This window comes from Nocardioides sp. SR21 (assembly GCF_022761125.1).
GTDB lineage: Bacteria > Actinomycetota > Actinomycetes > Propionibacteriales > Nocardioidaceae > Nocardioides.
On the sequence record NZ_JAKWJR010000007.1, the window covers coordinates 355,542 to 373,770 of the forward strand.

Sequence of the window (18,229 nt, forward strand, 5' to 3'; positions counted from 1 at the left end):
CATGGCACGGATCTACCGCGACGCGTACGGCGTCCCGCACGTGCGCGCCACGACCGTCGCCGACCTCGCCGAGGCCCAGGGGCGGGTCACCGCGCACGACCGGGCCTGGCAGCTCGAGCACCTCCGGCGCCGGGCGACCGGCACCACCGCCGAGGTGCTCGGCGCTGCCGGGCTGCCGTGGGACCGGCTCGCGCGGCAGACCGAGATCGCGGTGACCGCTCGGCGCGCTCACGCCCGGCTGCGGCCTGAGACCGCGGCGTTCGTCGCGGCGTACGTCGAGGGTGTGAACGCCGGCCTGCACGGCGACGCCCCCGAGCTGCGACAGCTCGGCATCGAGCCGGCCGCCTGGGAGCCGTGGACGCCGCTCGCGGTGTTCCTCGCCCAGCACCTGCTGTTCGCGAGCCTGCCCGGGAAGCTGTGGGAGTCGCGCGCCCGCCAGGTGCTCGGCGAGGACGCCCGGCTGCTGTCGCACGAGGGTCCCCTCACCAGTGGCAGCAACGCCTGGGCGGTCGGAGGCGAGCGGACCGCGACCGGGTTCCCGCTGATCGGCGGCGACCCGCACCGCGGGCTGGAGAACCCCAACGTCTACCAGCAGGTGCGGCTGTCCTGCGACGAGTTCGACGTGCTCGGCTTCGCGTTCCCGGGTGTGCCCGGCATCCAGCACTTCGCGCACGCCGGCGACGTCGCCTGGGCGATCACCAACGCGATGGCCGACTACCAGGACGTGTACGACGAGCGGCTGCGGCGTACCGACCACGGCGTCGAGGCGCTCGGGCCGTCCGGCTGGGAGCCCGCCAGCGTGCGTGTAGAGACGCTCGGCGGCGAAGAGCTGGAGATCGTGGTGACGGCGCGCGGGCCGGTCTTCTCCGGCTCGGTGGACGAAGGCCGCGGGCTCAGCCTGCGTGCCGCGTCGGTGGTGCTCGATGACCTCGGCTTCGACGCGTTCCTCCCGCTGCTGCGCGCCCGCACCGCCGCGGACGTGATGCGCGCGCTCGACGACTGGGTCGAGCCGGTCAACAACGTGGTCGCCGCCGACCGCGGCGGGGCGGTGCGCTTCCGCAACGCCGGCCGGGTGCCGGTGCGGCCCGAGGCCAACCGGCGTGGCGTCGTCGGTGCCGACTCCGCGTGGACCGGCTGGCTCGACGAGCTGCCGGCCCACGACGTCGCGCCGGACGGGCAGGTGGTCACGGCCAACGAGCGCCGCGGCCCGGAGAGCGACCCGATCGGCACCTCCTTCGCCCCGCCGCACCGCGCGGCCCGGATCCACGCGCTGCTCGACGACCGCAGCGACCTGACGACCGAGGACTTCCGCGCGATCCACGACGACGCGCTGCTGCTGCCGGCGCCGCTGTTCCAGGATCTGGTGCGCGAGCTCGCGCCCGGGCCGGTGCGTACGGCGATCCTCGCGTGGGACGGCCGGATGGACGCCGGCTCACCGGGCGCGGCCGCGTTCGCGGCCTGGCGGTCCGCGCTCACCCGGCGGCTCGCGGCGGAGCCGGTGTTCGCGCCGCTGGCCGAGCCGCTCGTCGACAGCGCGGTGCTCGCGCCGTGGTTCGACGTGACCGGCCGGGTGGGTCTGGCGCTCGAGTCGCTGGTCGACGCAGGAGCGCCGTACGGGATCGATCTGAAGGCGCTGGCGCAGGAGGCGCTCGACGACGCGGCCGGGCACGCCGGGTCGTGGGGCGAGACGCACGTGTTCAACCCCGTGCACGCGCTGGGGTACGCCGTCGAGCCGGTGCCGATCTCGGGCGACATCGACTGCGTGCGCTGCACGTCGTCGGTGCCAGGCACGACCGACGCGTGCTCGCGGGGCTCGGTCGCCCGCTACGTCTGGGACCTGGCCGACCGCGAGGCGGGCGGCTGGGTGGTGCCGCTCGGCGCGTACGGCGGCTCCGTCGACCAGCTGCCGCTGTGGGCGGCCGGCGAGCTCGCGCCGATCGTCACGGACTGGGACCGGCTCACCGAGGAGCCGTGAGCTCCTTGGCGAACCAGTGCTCGGCGTACGGGTTGTCGTTGTAGCGTTCGATCGCGGTGTAACCCGCGCGGTCGTACATCGCGATCGCCTCGAGCAGGGTGCCGTTGGTGTCGAGCACGACGCGGGTGTGGCCGAGCCGGGCCGCCAGCGCCTCGAGCTCGCGCAGCATCCGGGCGCCGAGGCCGGCGCCGCGCCAGTCGTCCGCGACCCACATCCGCTTGATCTCGCCGGTCTCGTCGGAGAGGTGCTGGACGCCGCCGAACGCGACCGGCTCGCCGTCGCTGGTCGCCAGCAGGAACGTGCCCGCGTGGTCCGGCTCGCCCGGGTCGAAGCCGCGCGGGAAGCGGCGCCCGAGCTCGGCGAAGTAGCGGCCCACGGCCTCGCGAGCGACGGGGTCGGTAGGGGACACCTCGCGCAGGTGGACCGTCGCGGCGCGGACCAGCAGGTCGGCGGTCGAGAGCGCCTCGGTGAGCCGCTCGCGCTGCCGTGTCGTCAGCGGTCCGACGATCGCGCGGGCGAGCTCCTCGGAGCGGTCGTCGAGGTCGCGCCAGGCGTTCCTGCCGGCAGGGGTCAGCGTCGCCACCCGCCGGCGGCGGTCGGCCGGGTCCGGGTGCACGTCGACGAGGCCGTCGTCGCCCAGCCGGCGCAGCAGCCGGGTGAGGTACCCCGAGTCGAGGTCGAGCCGGTCGCGCAGCTCGCGGACCGTGGCGCCGTCGTACCCGATCTCGAACAGCAGCCGGGTCACGCCGAGTGGCCGGCCGGTGCCGAGGAACGACTCGTCGAGCGCCCCGATCCGCTGGGTGTAGGTGCGGTTGAACCGGCGCAGCGTGGCGGTGTCCTGATCCATTCTCTGACCATAGTCAGAGGATCGGCAGGCGTCGACGAGGGCCCGGCCCACCCGCCGCCGGGTGAGGCGCCACCACCCCGGGAGCGCGGACGATGGCGCCGTGAACCGGACCGCGCCGAGCGCCGACGACATCGGGACTCCCCGCCAAGGGATCCTCCTGGCGGCGGCGATGTTCGTGTTCGTGATCGACACGTCGTTCATGAACGTGTCGATCTCGGCCGTCGTCCACGACCTCGACACGACGGTGAGCGGCGTCCAGTCGGCCGTCGCGATCGAGGCCCTCGTGTCCGCGGCGTTCATCCTCATCAGCAGCAAGATGGGCGACCTGTTCGGGCGCAAGCGCGCGTTCGTCGTCGGCATGCTGTTCTACGCCGTGGGCGCCCTCGCGATGGTCTTCGCGCAGAGCCTGACGGCGATCATCGTCTTCTGGGCGGTCCTCGGCGGGCTCGGCGCCTCGCTCTACCTCCCGGCGATGCAGTCGCTGATCCACGGCAACTTCGAGGGGAAGGCCCGCGCGAAGGTCTTCGCGCTGGTCGGTGCGTCCGGAGCGATCGCCGCTGCGATCGGTCCCCTCATCGGCGGCTTCGTCACGACCGTCCTGTCGTGGCGGGTCGGGTTCCTCATCGAGGCGCTGATCATCCTCGCCGTGCTGATCGGGAGCCGCGGCATCCGCGACGTGCCGTACGCCGGAGACCGGTCGATCGACGTCGTGGGGGCGTTCCTGTCGGTCGTCGGGATGGGTGGCCTGGTGATCGGCGTCCTCGTGTGGCAGGAGGGCGGCGAGTCCGTCGCGCTGCTGCTCGGGATCGGGTCCGCCGCGATGGCGGGCCTCGTGTACTGGCTCCTCCGACGCAAGCGTCAGGGCAGGCCCGTCCTGCTCGACCCGACCCTGTTCGGGTCCCAGCTGTTCCGGACCGGCGTCTCCCAGATCTTCCTGCAGCAGGTCGCGCTGGGCGGTCTCCTGATCGCCCTGCCGATCTACCTCCAGCTCGTGTGGGGCTACAACGCGCTCGAGGCGGGGGTCACCCTGGCGCCGCTGTCGCTCACGATGTTCGGCGTCGCGCTGCTCGCGGGGCGCAGGGCGGGCAGGCGGCGGGCGAGCAGCATCGTCCGGGCGGGCTTCGTGCTGCTCGCCGCGTCGGTCGCGCTGCTGGTCCTGCTGGTGCCGCGGGCGGACTCCGGCTGGCACCTGGTGATCCCGCTGATGCTCGCGGGCGCCGGGCTCGGCCTGCTCGCGTCGCAGCTCAACAACTACGCCCTGGCCCCCATCTCGGAGGAACGCGTCGGCGAGGCGGCCGGCGTCACCTCGGCGACCGGGTCGTTCGGCCTGTCGTTCGGCCTCGCCTTCGCCGGGGCGATCATGCTCGCCACGCTGTCGATCTCCTTCACGAACCTGGCGGAGTCGAGCGAGGTGCTGCCGCCGGCCGACCAGCAGCGGGTCGCCCAGGTGCTCGAGGACGACGCGCAGGTGATGAGCGATGCCCAGCTCGGCGAGCTGCTCGTCGACCAGCCCGAGGACGTCCAGGAGGAGGTCCTCAGCATCAACGACGACGCCCGGGACCTCGCGCTGCAGGTCGCGCTGCTCGTCGCCCTGCTCGCGGCGCTCACCGGGATCGCCGTCGCGTTCCGGATGATGCGGCTTCCCGACCCCGCGCCCGCCGCCGCCGACGACAGCGGGAGCGTCCTCTAGGCCTGTCCCGGGCGGACGCTCGCCACGAGGACCGCGCTCGGGTGCGGGGGTCTCGACGACGCTCGCTGGTGCTCGCTGCTCGACCAGCGTTGGTCGAGCTTGTCGAGACCCGGTGGGTCGGTGTCGGCGCTCGGGTGCGGGGGTCTCGACGACGCTCGCTGGCGCTCGCTGCTCGACCAGCGTTGGTCGAGCTTGTCGAGACCCGGTGGGTCGAGGCTGGCGCTCGGGTGCGGGGGTCTCGACGTCGCTCGCTGGCGCTCGCTGCTCGACCACCGGGCGGGTGCTCGCTGCTCGACCGGCGTTGGTCGAGCTTGTCGAGACCCGGTGGGTCGAGGCTGGCGCTCGGGTGCGGGGGTCTCGACGTCGCTCGCTGGCGCTCGCTGCTCGACCACCGGGCGGGTGCTCGCTGCTCGACCGGCGTTGGTCGAGCTTGTCGAGACCCGGTGGGTCGAGGCTGGCGCTCGGGTGCGGGGGTCTCGACGTCGCTCGCTGGCGCTCGCTGCTCGACCACCGGGCGGGTGCTCGCTGCTCGACCGGCGTTGGTCGAGCTTGTCGAGACCCGGTGGGTCGAGGCTGGCGCTCGGGTGCGGGGGTCTCGACGACGCTCGCTGGCGCTCGCTGCTCGACCACCGGGCGGGTGCTCGCTGCTCGACCAGCGTTGGTGGAGCTTGTTGAGACCCGGTGGGTCGAGGCTGGCGCTCGGGTGCGGGGGTCTCGACGACGCTCGCTGGCGCTCGCTGCTCGACCACCGGGCGGGTGCTCGCTGCTCGACCAGCGTTGGTGGAGCTTGTTGAGACCCGGTGGGTCGAGGCTGGCGCTCGGGTGCGGGGGTCTCGACGACGCTCGCTGGCGCTCGCTGCTCGACCAGCGTCGGTCGAGCTTGTCGAGACCCCGTGGGTCGGGGTCGGCGCTCGGGTGCGGGGGTCTCGGCGACGCTCGCTGGCGCTCGCTGCTCGGCCAGCGGGCGGGTGCACGCTGCTCGACCAGCGTCGGATCCTCAGTCGGGGACGGGCCCGGGAGTGGCGCGGTAGGTGACGGGTCCGGCCTGCTGGAGCAGGTTCGAGCCCCAGCACCAGCCGGTCCCGTCCGTGCGGGTCCCGCAGGTGGTGCCCTGGTCGCCGGCGTCCAGCTGGGCCCAGCTGCCGGGCAGCTGGAGGGGCGTGTCGCGCTGGGCCTTGGTGCCGTCCCCAATCTGGCCGTTGCCGTTCGTGCCCCAGCACCAACCCCGCTGGTCCGCGGTGACGCCACACGTGTAGTAGGACCCGGCACTGATGCTCACCCAGTCGGTACGGCTGCCGACCTGGACCGGGTTCGGGTTGCGCTGCGGGTCGGGGCTCGGTCCGCCGAACTGTCGGGCGCCGTTGTGGCCCCAGCACCAGGCGGTGCCGTCGGCGCGGGTCGCGCACGTGTGGCTGGACCCGGCGCTGATGCTCGTCCAGTCGGTGCGGGTGCCGACCTGGACGGGAGTTCCCTGCACCACGCCGTAGCTGGCGTTGCCGAGCTCGCCGCTGTAGTTCGCTCCGCCCCAGCACCAGGCGGTCCCGTCGTCGCGCAGCGCGCACATGTGCTGGAACCCGCCGGAGACCGCGGCCCAGTTGCTGTCGGAGCCGACCTGCACCGGCGCGTTGCGGGTCTCGGTGGTCCCGTCGCCGACCTGGCCGTTGGAGTTGTAGCCCCAGCACCACAGAGTGCCGGGCGCGCGGATGCCGCAGGTGGTGTCGCGTCCGGCCGCGAGGCTCTCCCAGTCGGAGGCCGTGCCGACCCGGGTCGGGGTGCTGAGCACCGAGTCAGGGATACCTGCGCCGACCTGGCCGTGCTGGTTGTTGCCCCAGCACCACAGGGTGTCGTCGGTGCGCAGGCCGCAGTTGTGGAGGTTGCCGACGGTGACGGTGTCCCAGTTGCTGCCGATGACCTGCACAGGTCCGCTGGGGATCCCGGTCGTCGCCCCGTCGCCGAGCTGTCCGTAGTTGGTCCCCCAGCACCAGGCGGTGCCGTCGCCACGCACTCCGCAGGAGTGGAAGCCGGTGGACGGTGAGAGCCGGGTCCAGCCGGTCGAGGAGGTGACCTGGTACGGCGTCTCCTGGTCGCCGTCGTTCCCGTCCCCGACCTGGCCGTAGGCGTAGTCGCCCCAGCACCAGGTGGTGCCGGCGCGCGAGCCGCAGGCGGTCAGGTGCTCGATCGCCGGGCTGCGCCAGTCCGATGCGGTGCCGACCTGGGTCGGCGTCGTGAGCCGGTCCGGCGGGTGCGGTGTGCCGGCCTGGTCGGCGGTGTTCCGGCCCCAGCACCACAGGGTGCCCCCGTCGGTGTCGACATCGCGGACTCCGCAGGTGGAGCCGTCGCCGGCGGACACCTCGGACCAGTCGGACGAGGTGCCGACCCGGGTCGGCGTCGTCCGGGTCGTCGAGGTGGTGGTCCCGTCGCCGATCTGGCCGTATCCGGTGTTGCCCCAGCACCAGAGCGTGTCGTTCGAGCGGATTCCGCAGGTGTGCCCGTTGCCGACGCTCAGCCGCTGCCAGTCGGTGTCGGTGCCGACCTGCACGGGCACGGCCGACTGGGAGCCCGGCGCGCCGTTGCCGAAGGCGCCGCTACCCCAGCACCAGGCGGTGCCGTCGGTCCGGACTCCACAGCTCATGGTGGTGCCGACGGCGACGCTCGCCCACGTCGTGGCGGTGCCTACCTGGATCGGCGTGCGCTGCGTCGTGGCCGCGCCGTCGCCGACCTGGCCGAAGAGGTTCCAGCCCCAGCACCACATGGTGCCGTCGGTCCGGATCGCGCACGTGTGGTGGTAGGCGGCATCGACGTCCGTCCAGCCGATGGTGCCGACCTGACCGGGGACCGCGGTCCCGGTGTTGCCCTGGCCGAGCTGTCCGTTGTAGCTCGCGCCCCAGCAGAACAGGCGGGCATCGACGGTGAGTCCGCACGTGTGCTCGAAGCCGGTGGTGACCTTCGCCCAGTTCACGCCGTGGGGTCGAGCGACGGTCTGAGGTGTCGCCGCCGAGCCGATCAGGCCCGAGCTCGAGACACCGAGGGCCTGAGGGTGTCCCCAGCAGCGCAGCGAGCCGTTGGCCCGTACGTCGCAGGTGTGGATCCTGTTGGTGGAGACGCCGGGTCTGATGTCGAGGGTGGCGGGGGCCGTCGGGATGGCGGTCGCGGTCGCGGACGTCGCGGAGACGTTGCCCGTCTCGTCCCTCGAGGAGATCGCGTAGGTGTAGGTGGTGTAGTTGGTGACGGCCGTGTCGAGGTAGCTGCTGTCCTCGTCGGTGGCGTCGGCCAGGATCGTCCAGCTCTGGCCTCCGTTGGTGGACCGGAAGATCCGGTATCCGGCCATGTCGTCCGGCTGGTTCGCGCCGGCCGGGTCCCAGGTCAGGGCCACTTCGCTGTCGCCTGCGTCAGCCGCCAGACCGGTCGGGACCGGTGGTGCGTCGGTGTCCTCCGGCGTCGACGGCGTGGCCGGCGAACGGTTGGACTCGTTGCCGGATGCGTCGACGCTGGTGACGGCGAACCAGTACTGCGTCCCGTTGGTCAGGCCGGTGACCGAGTGGTTGTTGGCGCCGAGAAGTCCGCCGACCTGGGTCCAGGGCCCGCTCGCGGAGCTCGCGACGTACACCTGGAAGCCGGCGAGGTCGGGTGAGATCCCGGTGGTCGTCCAGGACAGGTGGACCTGCTTGTCGTCGGCGACGGCAACCGGCGCGCCCGGCACCGGCGGGGGCGTGAGGTCGCGCGGCGTCTCGGAGACCGGAGTCGAGCGGTCCGAGATGTTGAAGTGGGTGTCGCGGGCCACGACGGCGAACCAGTAGGTGGTGCCGTTGGTGAGGAACCCGATGGTGCGGCTGTTGCCGGCGGCGTCGTCGACGAGCTGCCACGGACCGTCCGCCGCGGGAGCCTGGTAGATCAGGTAGTCGCGCAGGTCCGCTTCCGGAGACCCGTCCCAGGCGAGGCTGACCTGGCGGTCGCCGACCGTGGCGGTCAGCCCGGTCGGCGCCGCGGGTGCCGTGAGATCGGTCGGCGTGGCCGAGGCGTGGTCGGAGCGTGCGGAGGCGTTGCCGTCCTGGTCGACGGCGGCAACGGCGAACCAGTACGCGGTGTCGTTGAGCAGCCCGGTGACGGTGTGCTCGCTGTCGTCGACGTCGGTGACCGGCGTCCACGGTCCGTCGGGTGAGGTCGACTGGAAGATCCGGTAGGTGTCGAGCTCGTCGTCGTCGACGTCGTTCCAGTCCAGCGCGACCTGTTGGTCGCCTCGGGTGGCGCTCAGCCCGGTCGGGGGTGGTGGCGCGGTGGTGTCGGCCGGCGTGGCGGACGTGGCGTCGGACCGGTCGGACTCGTTGCCGGTCGCGTCGATGCTGGCGACGGCGAACCAGTACTCGGTGCCGTTGACCAGCCCGGTCGCGGTGTAGACGCTCGCGGTCCCGGCGCTGGTGTCGAGCAGGGTCCACGGCCCTCCGGAGCCGGGAGCGGTGTAGATCCGGTAGGTCTCGAGGTCCCCGGCGCTCACGTCGTTCCAGTCCAGGACGACGTGCTCGTCGCCCGCGGAGGGCTCGAGGCCGGTGGGGACCGGGGGAGCGGTGGCGTCCGCCGGGGTTGCGTCCGCCGGCGCGGACCGGTCGGACTCGTTGCCGGTCTGGTCGACGCTGGTGATGGCGAACCAGTACTGGGTCCCGTTGTCCAGGCCCGAGACGGTGTGCTGACTGCTGGTGACGGGGCCGCCGACCGCCGTCCAGGGACCGGCCGCGGAGGTCGCTTGGTAGACGCGGTAGGAGGCGAGGTCGGCCGCGCTGACGTCCGTCCAGTCGAGCCCGACCTGGCCGTCCCCGGGTTCGGCGGAGAGGCCGGCCGGCACGGGAGGCGGGGTGGTGTCGCCCTGCTGCGGCTCGGGTCGGACCGAGGTGCTGCGCGCGGACTCGTTGCCGGAGGCGTCCATGCTGGTGACGGCGTACCAGGGGGCGGTGGCGACGGCTCCGGCGTCGCGGAAGCTGATGGCCGTGATCTGGGTCGGAGTGAGTCGGGTCCACGGACCGGTCGCGGTGATGCCGCGGTAGACGCGGTACCCGGCGAGGCCGGTGCCGGTGGCAGCGTTCCAGCTCAGGTCGGCCGCGGCCAGGCTCTGCTCGAGGGATCCGGCCAGTCCGGTGGGGACACCGGCCGGGGTGACGTCCCCGCTGGCGAGCACCCGGACGCCGACGACGTTGGACGTCGCGACGGCCGCCTGTCGGTAGTTCTGAGCCACGACGCGGTACTCGGTCAGTGCCACGGTCTGGGTCGCCGGGCGGGGGAAGGCGACGGTTCCCGAGGCGCTCTGGGTGCTGGTGGCGAGCTGGGCCCACTGGCTGCCGTTGCGCCGTTGCAGCGCGACCGTCCGGCCGGGCCGAGCCGGGTGGAAGGACGCCGAGAGGGTGAACGCCGTGCCGCGCAGGATGCGGGCCGGGCCGTCGAGCCAGCTCGCCTGGGCGGTCAGGCCGCGCGTCACGGGTGGGGTCTCGACGGCGGGGTAGCTGGTGCCGGCGACGGTCACGGCGGGAGCGATCACCCGGTAGCCGACGATGCCGGTGCCGCTGGTGGGTGCGTTGACGGTGAAGGTGAAGCTGCCGTTGGCGCGCGACGTCTGGGACCGGACGGTGGCCCACGCGCCGCTGCCGAGGCGCCGCTGCAGCGTGACGGTGCGCGCCCGGGCCGGCGGGAGGGTGCCGTCCAGGACGATCTGCTCGTTGTTCATGACCGGGTCGGCGGCGGCGCTGGTGAGGGTGCCAGCCTCGACCGCGACTGCGGGCGCTGCCTGCTGGACGACGAGGGTGCCGGCGCCTGCCGCGAGCGTGAACGCGAGGGCGATGCCGACCAGCCTGCGCCGCCGTACACCGCTGCGGTGCCCCCGACGCTGCCTCCGTGTGCGTGACCCGATCATGGCGATGCCCTCCTCGTCACCTGGTCGCGGCGCCCGGGGCACGACGTCGTGTGGGTGCTCGCATCTTCAGCACGGGCGGCGCCGGCCGGGCAGGGCCGTGCGTCGATTTACCCCACCTGGGGGGTGGCCGGGCCGCGGAGTCTCCGTCCTGCCCCGGTCGCACGCGCGCTAGGGGTCGCCGGTCGGGTCAGACCCCGATCCTGCGCCACGGACCCCAGATGGCGAACGTCATGCCGGCGCTGGCCTGGATGTTCACGAAGAGGGTGTGGCCGCCGGGCGAGAAGGTCGATCCCGCGAACTCGTCGGCGTACCGCTGCCGGAACTCACCGGTGGCCGGGTCAGTGCTGACCTGGCTCACCAGGCGGTTCAGGGCGATGTCCCACAGCCGTCCGCCTCGGGAGAGCCCGCGTATGTAGTTGTCCACGGTGCTGTCCTCGCACACCACCAGCGTGCCGTGCTTGCTGGTGGTGATGTTGTCGGGGAAGTCGAAGGTGAGGTTGGCCTCGGTGTCGTCGACCGGTGCCTGGTAGATGACCTGCAGTGTCTTCGACCGGCAGTGATAGGCCCAGACCTGACCGTTGCCCTTGCCGAAGCCGCTGGCGTTGTCGTCATCGTCGTCCGTGGCGCCCCAGTCCTGTTCGGCCGGACCGCCGCCCTGTGTCGAGGTGAAGTAGACGACGTTGTCCTCGTAGACCTGGCCTTCGAGCCGGGAGAACAGCGCAGCACCCTGCGCCCGGCCCTGGTCGCCGACCTTGACCAGCGCCTGGTCGTTCGTGGTGCCGGCAGGCATCGTCGGATCCGGGTCGTCGATGTCCACCCACTCGACCTTGTACGTCGCGCGTCGCCGCTGCCGTGCCTCCAGGTGGGCGAGTGGACGACCCTTGACCGCGAGCATCTGCAGTCGACCCTCGTTGTCGAGGAATCCGGTCTCCATCGGGTGGTGCCGGGGGATGTAGCGGTAGAAGCCCGACGGGAACTCGAAGTTGTCCTCGGTCAGGTAGAGAATGCCGTCGACCGGGTCGAACGAGACGGCCTCGTGAGGGAAGCGCCCGGCGCGGGTGATCGGCTGGCGGTTGCTCTGGCCGTTCGCCGGCACCTCGAAGACGTAGCCGTGCTTCTCCTCCAGGCGGGTGTTGGGCGCACCCTGGAAGTCCGGGCCCACGTCGGGACCGTTGACCGTCTCCTCGCAGGTGATCCACGATCCCCAGGGCATGACACCGCCGCTGCAGTTGAACATCGTGCCGTTGAGGCTGGTGTAGGAGTCGACCACCTCGCCGTACTTGGTGACCTCGATGGTCGTGCAGCCGGCGCCGGCGTTCACGTCGTACGGAGCACCCGGCCCGAACGCGGTAGCCGTCGCGGAGTTCGTGACCTCGTGGTTGCGGACCAGGCGGATGGTCCCGTTGGTTCCGGGGAACGCCCCCATGCCGTCGTGTCGTCCCGGAAGCAGGGTGCCGTCGTCGAGGGTCACCGGAAACTCGGTGTCGTGGAAGGAGCGGTAGGAGAAGCCTCGTGGCAGATGAAGCCGGACCTCGCCGTCACGGCGGTCACGCGCCGGCACCAGGTCGTACCGAGGGATGTGCCCCGGCTTGGCCGACGCGGACTCGGCGAGCAGTCCCTGGAAGGGACCACCGGTGAGCGCGACGCCCGCCGCCGCGGCCCCGGTCTTCAACACGCTGCGACGATCTAGTGCCATTGTCGTCCTCCCGGATCGAACATGGCCGAGGTGGGCCTCGGCCCATCCCGCCACGCTAGACCTGGCCGCCGGAGGTGACCAGGGGCGTGTGCGCCGGTCATCTCATCCGCGATGCATGGCGCCAGGACCCACCGGACGGTAGAGCACATCCGGGTCGGTCCTGCGCACCCTGCGAAGAGTCACAGCTGACTCCGTCAGCGCAGAGCAGCAGGCGCCTCAAATCGGTCAAGCCCCCGACCTGTTCGCACAGGTCAGGGGCTTGACTTCCTGGGGTGAGTAACGGGACTCGAACCCGCGACATCCGCCACCACAAGGCGGCGCTCTACCAGCTGAGCTATACCCACCAGGTCGGTCCAGTTGGACCGAGCAGAAAGTGTAGGGGAATCACTCCGCGTTCGTGGAATCGGGTTCGCCGGTGGACGGGGCGTCGCCGGTGAGCCCGGTGAGCGCGCCGCCGTGCTTGAGGGCGATCGCGCGGGCCGCGTCGCTGTCCGGGCCGGGGGAGGGGACGAAGACGGCCTCGCGGTAGTAGCGCAGCTCCTCGATGCTCTCTTGGATGTCGGCGAGGGCGCGGTGGTTGCCGCGCTTGGCCGGGGCCTGGAAGTAGGCACGGGGGAACCAGCGCCGCGACAGCTCCTTGATCGAGGAGACGTCGACGATCCGGTAGTGCAGGAACGACTCGAGGTTCGGCATGTCGCGGGCCAGGAACGCCCGGTCGGTGGCGACCGTGTTGCCGGCCAGCGGCGGCCGGCTGCCGTCGGGGCAGTGCTCCTTGATGTAGGCGAGCACCTGCTCCTCGGCCTCCTCGAGCGTGATGCCGGAGTCGAGCTCGGCGGAGAGGCCGGACTTCTCGTGCATGTCCTTGACGAAGTCGTTCATCTGGTCGAGTGCCTCGGCCGTGGGCTTGATGATGAGGTCGATGCCCTGGCCGAGCACGTTGAGGTCGAAGTCCGTGACCAGCGCGGCCACCTCGATGAGCGCGTCGGCCCCGAGATCCAGGCCGGTCATCTCACAGTCGATCCAGACGAGTCGTTCGTTCACACGGGCAACCTTAGTCCCACTGATTCGGGACCTTCGGCGCTCAGGTCTCACTCAGGCTCGGGGCCTAGGCTCAGGCCCGTGAGGGAATGGGTGGGTCTGCTCGCGCGGCTCGTCGTCGGCGGCGTGTGGATCGTCGCCGGCGCGCTCAAGCTGCCTGACCCCGCCCAGAGCGTGAACGCGGTCCGCGCCTACCAGCTCCTCCCGGGTGAGCTGGTCCAGCCGGTCGGCCAGCTGCTGCCGGTCATCGAGATCGTGATCGGGCTCTGCCTGGTCCTCGGCCTGCTGACCCGGTGGGCGGCGCTCGGCTCCGCGATCCTCTTCGTGCTGTTCATCATCGGCATCGCGTCCGCGTGGGCGCGCGGGATCACCATCGACTGCGGCTGCTTCGGCGGCGGCGGCTACGACCCGAACGCCACGGACAAGTACCCCTGGGAGATCGCCCGGGACGCCGTGCTCCTCCTCGCCTCCCTCTTCCTGGTCTGGAAGCCGTCCACGAGACTGGCCCTGGACTCGATGCTGTTCCGCCGTACTCCCGAGCCCGAAGGATCGTGATGTCGAAGAAGAACCGCGAAGCCGACCGAGCCAGCCGCGCCGCCGCCGCGCTGGCCGAGCAGCAGCGCGAGGAGCGCCGCCGCCGCAACCTGATGGTCGGTGGCGTCGTCGCCGTGCTGCTGGTGATCGTGGTCGGTGGGTTCTTCCTCGCGCGGGCGCTCGACACGACCACCGACGTGGACGCGCCTGCCGCCGGCAGCGAGTTCGGCCTGACCATCGGGCCGGACGACGCCCCGCACTCGGTGATCATCTACGAGGACTTCCTCTGCCCCTACTGCGGTGAGCTCGAGCGGGCGAGCGGCGACGGCCTGGCCGAGCTGGCCGCTGACGGCAAGGTGCAGGTCGAGTACCGGCCGTTCGTGCTGCTCTCGACCACCGACGATCGCGACTTCGAGTACTACTCCGAGCGCGCCGCCGGGGCCTTCCAGATCGTGCTCGAGGAGTCGGGCGCGGAGGTCGCCAAGGAGTTCCACGACCTGCTGTTCGAGAACCAGCCGTCCGAGGCGGGCCCGTTCCCGTCGGACGACGACCTCATCGACCTGGCGGTCGAGGCGGGCGCGGAGGAGTCCGACGTCCGCGACCGGATCGAGAGCCAGGACGGCGCCGACGCGGCGGCGCGGGCGACCCAGGCAGCCGCTGACGCCGGGGTGAACAGCACGCCGACGGTCCTGCTCGACGGCGAGGTCTTCCAGGACGGCCGCACCATGGACGAGCTCGCGGAGAACCTGATCGCCCAGCTGCAGTGACAGACTGCGGCGCGTGAGCACTCCGTCCTCGTTGGGGAACTTCATCGCCCGCCTGCCCAAGGCCGAGCTGCACGTGCACCACGTCGGCTCGGCGTCGCCCCGGATCGTCTCCGAGCTGGCCGAGCGCCATCCCGGGACGGTGCCGAGCGACGAGGACGCGCTGAGGACGTTCTTCGAGTTCCGCGACTTCGCGCACTTCATCGAGGTCTACCTCGCGGTCGTCGACCTGGTCCGGACCCCGGAGGACATCCGCTACCTCACCTACGAGATCGGCCGGGAGATGGCGACCGGGCAGGGGCTGCGGTACGCCGAGCTCACGTGCACGCCGTACACCTCGGTGCTCCCGCACGACGAGGGCCGCGGCATGGCGATCGAGGCGTACACCGAGGCCATCGAGGACGCCCGGGTCGCCGCCGAGCGCGACTTCGGGCTGGTGCTGCGCTGGATCTACGACATCCCGGGGGAGTCCGGTGTGCCGTCGGCGGACGCGACCCTGGACTTCGCGCTCCACCACCGGCCGGACGCGCTGGTCGGCTTCGGCCTCGGCGGCCCCGAGATCGGGGTGCCGCGCGCGCAGTTCCAGCCGCACTTCGACGCCGCCCGCGCGGCCGGGCTGCGCAGCGTCCCGCACGCGGGGGAGACCACCGGCCCGGAGACGATCTGGCACGCGCTGCTGCTGCTGGGCGCCGAGCGGATCGGGCACGGTACGTCGGCCGCGCAGGACCCGGAGCTGCTCGCGCACCTCGCCGAGACCGGCGTACCGCTCGAGGTGTGCCCGTCGTCGAACATCGCGACCCGCGCGGTCGCCACGCTCGAGGAGCACCCGATCCGTGCGTTCCGCGACGCCGGCGTGACGGTCACGGTGAACTCCGACGACCCGCCGATGTTCGGCACCACGCTGAACCGCGAGTACGAGATCGCCGCCGGCCTGCTCGGCCTCGACGAGGCGGGCGTGGCGGACCTCGCACGGGCCGGCGTACGCGCGTCGTTCGCCGACGAGGCGGTCAAGACGCGGATCCTCGGCGAGATCGACGAGTACGCCGCCGGGAAGTAGTCCGCGCAGGCACGCGGGCTCCGCGCTCCCACGGCCGATCAGCGGGGCGACGATGCCGCCAGCTAGTCCTGGCTCTCGCCGGCCTGGGCAGCACGCCGCCGCTCGAGCCGCCAGTGGACCTCGCCGGTGCTCGGGTGCCTCCACTCGCGCAGCCGGTACTCGAATCCCGGCAGCAGCACGATCGGGATCGGCTCCGGAGACGCCGGGGCGACCGCTCCCACCACGATCTTCGCCTCGGCGGGGATGAACGGGGACTGCGCCGGGATGGGCGCGGTGATGATCTCCACCGGATCTGCGTACGGGCGTGCCATGGCTCCGGAACCTACCACAGAGCAGTAGCAGTGTTGCGCGTCACGGTCGTGATACCTATGCGATAGCAACCCCATAGCGTACCTTTAGAGAGCATGAGGAAAACGCAGCCAGGAAGACCGTCGAGGTCACCCGAAGCCCTCCCTGGTCAGCGGCACTCGCTCGGGACTGAGCGCCCGACCTCCTCGCCATCAGGCAGGGAGATCGGACGAGCCGTCCGGATCGCAACCGACCACGGAGACAGAAGGAACACCATGAGCAACGCCACCATCCCGGAGCCCACCTACAAGGACGCCAAGGCGCAGGCCAAGGCGGCGAAGGCCTACGCGAAGGCGCAGCGGCCGTTCTACAAGAAGAAGCGAGTCATCCTCCCGGCTGCCACCGCAGCGGTGATCGGCATTGCGGCGGTGTCGAGCGGCGGCGGATCCAGTGACCCGTCCGAGTCGGCGGTGGACAAGGCGGTCGCCGCGTCCCATGCCAAGGGCGGCGAGGCCAAGGCCGATGCTCCGAAGCCGGTGAGCGTTGATGCCGACGTGATCCTGAAGGAGTTCGAGGAGAACGAGGCCGCCGCTGATGCGAAGTACGACGGCAAGGTCCTGAAGGTGACGGGCGTCGTGGCCTCGATCGACACCGAGCTGTTCGATGACAGCGAGTACGTGATCAACATCGGTACCGGTTCCGACTGGGACGTGTGGACCGTGAACGCGGACGACCAGGCGCAGGACGCGGTGGCCTCGCTGAAGAAGGGCGACGACATCACCGTCATCGGTGAGTTCGAGGACGGCGGCGACCTGGGCGTCGAGCTCGCCCACGCCGAGATCGTCGGTTGACCCACTCCGACCACGCCTAGAGAAGGACACCGCACATGCGCACCACCATCAAGGCCGCCCTCGCGGCCACGCTCCTGACGAGCACCGTTCTGGGCGGCGTCGCGCTCGCGCCGGCCGCGAACGCGACCACCGGCCCGCAACGGCAGGCCATCGGGACGGCGTACGACTATCTCGACTTCACGCACTTCTCGAAGGCGGGTCTGTCCGATCAGCTCCAGTACGAGGGCTTCAGCCGAAGCGTCTCGAACTACGCCGTCAACCACATCAAGGTCTCGTGGAACAACCAGGCCGTCGGCTCCGCCAAGGACTACCTGCGGTACTCGCACTTCTCCTGCTCCGGTCTGATCGACCAGCTGGAGTACGAGAAGTTCACGGCTGCCCAGGCGCGCTACGGGGCTCACCACACGCGGGCCTGCTGAGTCGGCCCCGACGGCGGTCCCCACCCGTGGACTCGGGTGGGGGCAAGGGCCCGCCGGCTGGCGCGGAGCCGGTCGTGGGCAGGAACGACGAGAAATGAATGAGGCCCCGCGAGCTCATACCAAGCGGGGCCACCTCTTTTGTATCCCGCCCGGGGGTGGAAAACCTGCATTGGCGCGCGTGTCGAAAGGGTCACATCCGGGTAGACGGGGACCATGCCCCCGATCAGTGTGGCGGTCGTCAACGACTACGAGATCGTCGTCGCCGGCGTCGCGGCGATGCTCGCGCCGCACCAGGACCGGATCCGCGTCGTCGAGCTGGACTCCGGTCTGCCCGTGGTCAGCGACGTCGACCTCGTGCTGTACGACACCTTCGGCCAGGTGCAGGGCGACGCCGTGGACCTCGAGGACCTGGTGTCCGGCCGCGGCCACCGTGTGGTCATCTTCAGCTGGAACACCCAGCGCGAACTCGTCGAGCGGGCCATCGAGCGGGGCGCGGCGAGCTACCTGTCGAAGGGCCTGAGCGCCACGGAGATCGCCGACGCGCTCGAGGCGATCCACGGGGGCGAGACCATCACGCCGCCGCCGTCGGCCGGGCTGGCCGACGGCGCCGCGAACGGCGAGTGGCCGGGCCGCGAGAACGGCCTGACCGCGCGCGAGGCCGAGGTGCTCGCGCTGATCGTGCAGGGGCTCAGCAACCAGGAGATCGCGGAGCAGACCTACCTGTCGATCAACTCGGTGAAGACCTACATCCGCACCGGCTACCGCAAGATCGGCGTCGCCCGGCGCTCCCAGGCGGTGGCGTGGGGGATGCACCACGGCTTCGAGCCGGACCGGATGCGCAGCATCGACACCACGATCCGCCGGTGATCCGTCGGTAATGCCCCTCCCGCCCGCGGGGTACTCACGGGCATGGGAGACAAGGGAGAACAGCAGCGCACGCCGCAGCCGGTCGAGGAGGAGACGCCGACGCCTCCGGACGTCGACATGGAGCCGGAGGACCACGTCAACCGGCCCGACCAGCCGGACTTCGACCCCGACGAGCGCGAGCAGTACGAGACGCCGATCGCGGAGGCGGTCATCCCCGAGGACCGCTGACGCGACGTACCGAGAAGGGCGCCCCCGGCAGGATTCGAACCTGCGACCGTCGGATTAGAAGTCCGTGAGCGTTCTTCGG

14 protein-coding genes and 1 tRNA gene are annotated in these 18,229 nt (G+C 71.5%); 9 read left to right on the forward strand and 6 right to left on the reverse strand.

Annotated features, from left to right (window positions below):
* The first annotated feature begins 1 nt into the window (after nt 1).
* Nucleotides 2–1,975, forward strand: a complete 1,974-nt coding sequence (locus MJ604_RS15800; protein ID WP_243059448.1) for a penicillin acylase family protein — start codon at nt 2–4, stop codon at nt 1,973–1,975.
* Here MJ604_RS15800 and MJ604_RS15805 read toward each other — a convergent pair.
* Nucleotides 1,959–2,822: a helix-turn-helix domain-containing GNAT family N-acetyltransferase gene (locus MJ604_RS15805; RefSeq protein ID WP_243059449.1), complete on the reverse strand. Its 864-nt coding sequence runs from the start codon at nt 2,820–2,822 to the stop codon at nt 1,959–1,961. The two genes, MJ604_RS15800 and MJ604_RS15805, sit on opposite strands and share 17 nt — an antisense overlap.
* A gap of 100 nt (nt 2,823–2,922) precedes the next feature.
* Here MJ604_RS15805 and MJ604_RS15810 point away from each other — a divergent pair, with 100 nt between their 5' ends.
* On the forward strand, nt 2,923–4,512 hold the full coding sequence (locus MJ604_RS15810; RefSeq protein WP_243059450.1) for an MFS transporter: 1,590 nt from the start codon (nt 2,923–2,925) through the stop codon (nt 4,510–4,512).
* A gap of 997 nt (nt 4,513–5,509) precedes the next feature.
* On the opposite strand, the gene MJ604_RS15815 is transcribed toward MJ604_RS15810, so the two are convergent.
* From MJ604_RS15815 to orn, 4 genes are all read right to left on the reverse strand, one after another.
* Nucleotides 5,510–10,408 carry a fibronectin type III domain-containing protein gene (locus MJ604_RS15815; protein WP_243059451.1) on the reverse strand — a complete coding sequence of 1,633 codons (4,899 nt, stop codon included), beginning with the start codon at nt 10,406–10,408 and terminating at the stop codon, nt 5,510–5,512.
* A 187-nt stretch (nt 10,409–10,595) separates the two neighbouring features.
* Nucleotides 10,596–12,083, reverse strand: coding sequence for a PhoX family phosphatase (locus tag MJ604_RS15820; protein ID WP_243059452.1), 1,488 nt, complete (start codon nt 12,081–12,083; stop codon nt 10,596–10,598).
* 289 nt (nt 12,084–12,372) lie between these two features.
* Nucleotides 12,373–12,448, reverse strand: a tRNA-His gene (locus tag MJ604_RS15825).
* A gap of 40 nt (nt 12,449–12,488) precedes the next feature.
* Nucleotides 12,489–13,145: an oligoribonuclease gene (gene orn / locus MJ604_RS15830; RefSeq protein WP_308194149.1), complete on the reverse strand. Its 657-nt coding sequence runs from the start codon at nt 13,143–13,145 to the stop codon at nt 12,489–12,491.
* Nucleotides 13,146–13,223: 78 nt separating this feature from the next.
* Here orn and MJ604_RS15835 point away from each other — a divergent pair, with 78 nt between their 5' ends.
* Genes MJ604_RS15835 through MJ604_RS15845 form a run of 3 tightly spaced genes read left to right on the forward strand, consistent with a single transcriptional unit; the run spans nt 13,224 to nt 15,497 of the window.
* Entirely contained in the window at nt 13,224–13,697 is a 474-nt protein-coding gene (locus MJ604_RS15835; RefSeq protein ID WP_243059453.1) for a MauE/DoxX family redox-associated membrane protein, read from the forward strand.
* Entirely contained in the window at nt 13,697–14,443 is a 747-nt protein-coding gene (locus MJ604_RS15840; protein WP_243059454.1) for a thioredoxin domain-containing protein, read from the forward strand. Before MJ604_RS15835 ends, MJ604_RS15840 begins: the two co-directional genes overlap by 1 nt.
* Nucleotides 14,444–14,456: 13 nt before the next feature.
* Entirely contained in the window at nt 14,457–15,497 is a 1,041-nt protein-coding gene (locus MJ604_RS15845; RefSeq protein ID WP_243059455.1) for an adenosine deaminase, read from the forward strand.
* A gap of 62 nt (nt 15,498–15,559) precedes the next feature.
* On the opposite strand, the gene MJ604_RS15850 is transcribed toward MJ604_RS15845, so the two are convergent.
* Entirely contained in the window at nt 15,560–15,808 is a 249-nt protein-coding gene (locus tag MJ604_RS15850) for a hypothetical protein (protein WP_243059456.1), read from the reverse strand.
* A 252-nt stretch (nt 15,809–16,060) separates the two neighbouring features.
* On the opposite strand from MJ604_RS15850, the gene MJ604_RS15855 reads away from it, so the two are divergent.
* The 4 genes from MJ604_RS15855 to MJ604_RS15870 all read left to right on the forward strand — a co-directional run bounded on the left by MJ604_RS15855 (nt 16,061) and on the right by MJ604_RS15870 (nt 18,150).
* Nucleotides 16,061–16,636, forward strand: a complete 576-nt coding sequence (locus tag MJ604_RS15855) for an OB-fold putative lipoprotein (protein WP_243059457.1) — start codon at nt 16,061–16,063, stop codon at nt 16,634–16,636.
* A gap of 35 nt (nt 16,637–16,671) precedes the next feature.
* Nucleotides 16,672–17,055, forward strand: a complete 384-nt coding sequence (locus MJ604_RS15860) for an Ltp family lipoprotein (RefSeq protein ID WP_243059458.1) — start codon at nt 16,672–16,674, stop codon at nt 17,053–17,055.
* 213 nt (nt 17,056–17,268) lie between these two features.
* The gene (locus MJ604_RS15865) at nt 17,269–17,922 is read left to right on the forward strand and encodes a response regulator transcription factor (RefSeq protein WP_243059459.1); all 654 of its coding nucleotides are present in this window, start codon (nt 17,269–17,271) and stop codon (nt 17,920–17,922) included.
* Between the two features lie 42 nt (nt 17,923–17,964).
* Nucleotides 17,965–18,150, forward strand: a complete 186-nt coding sequence (locus tag MJ604_RS15870) for a hypothetical protein (protein ID WP_243059460.1) — start codon at nt 17,965–17,967, stop codon at nt 18,148–18,150.
* Nucleotides 18,151–18,229: the final 79 nt, after the last annotated feature.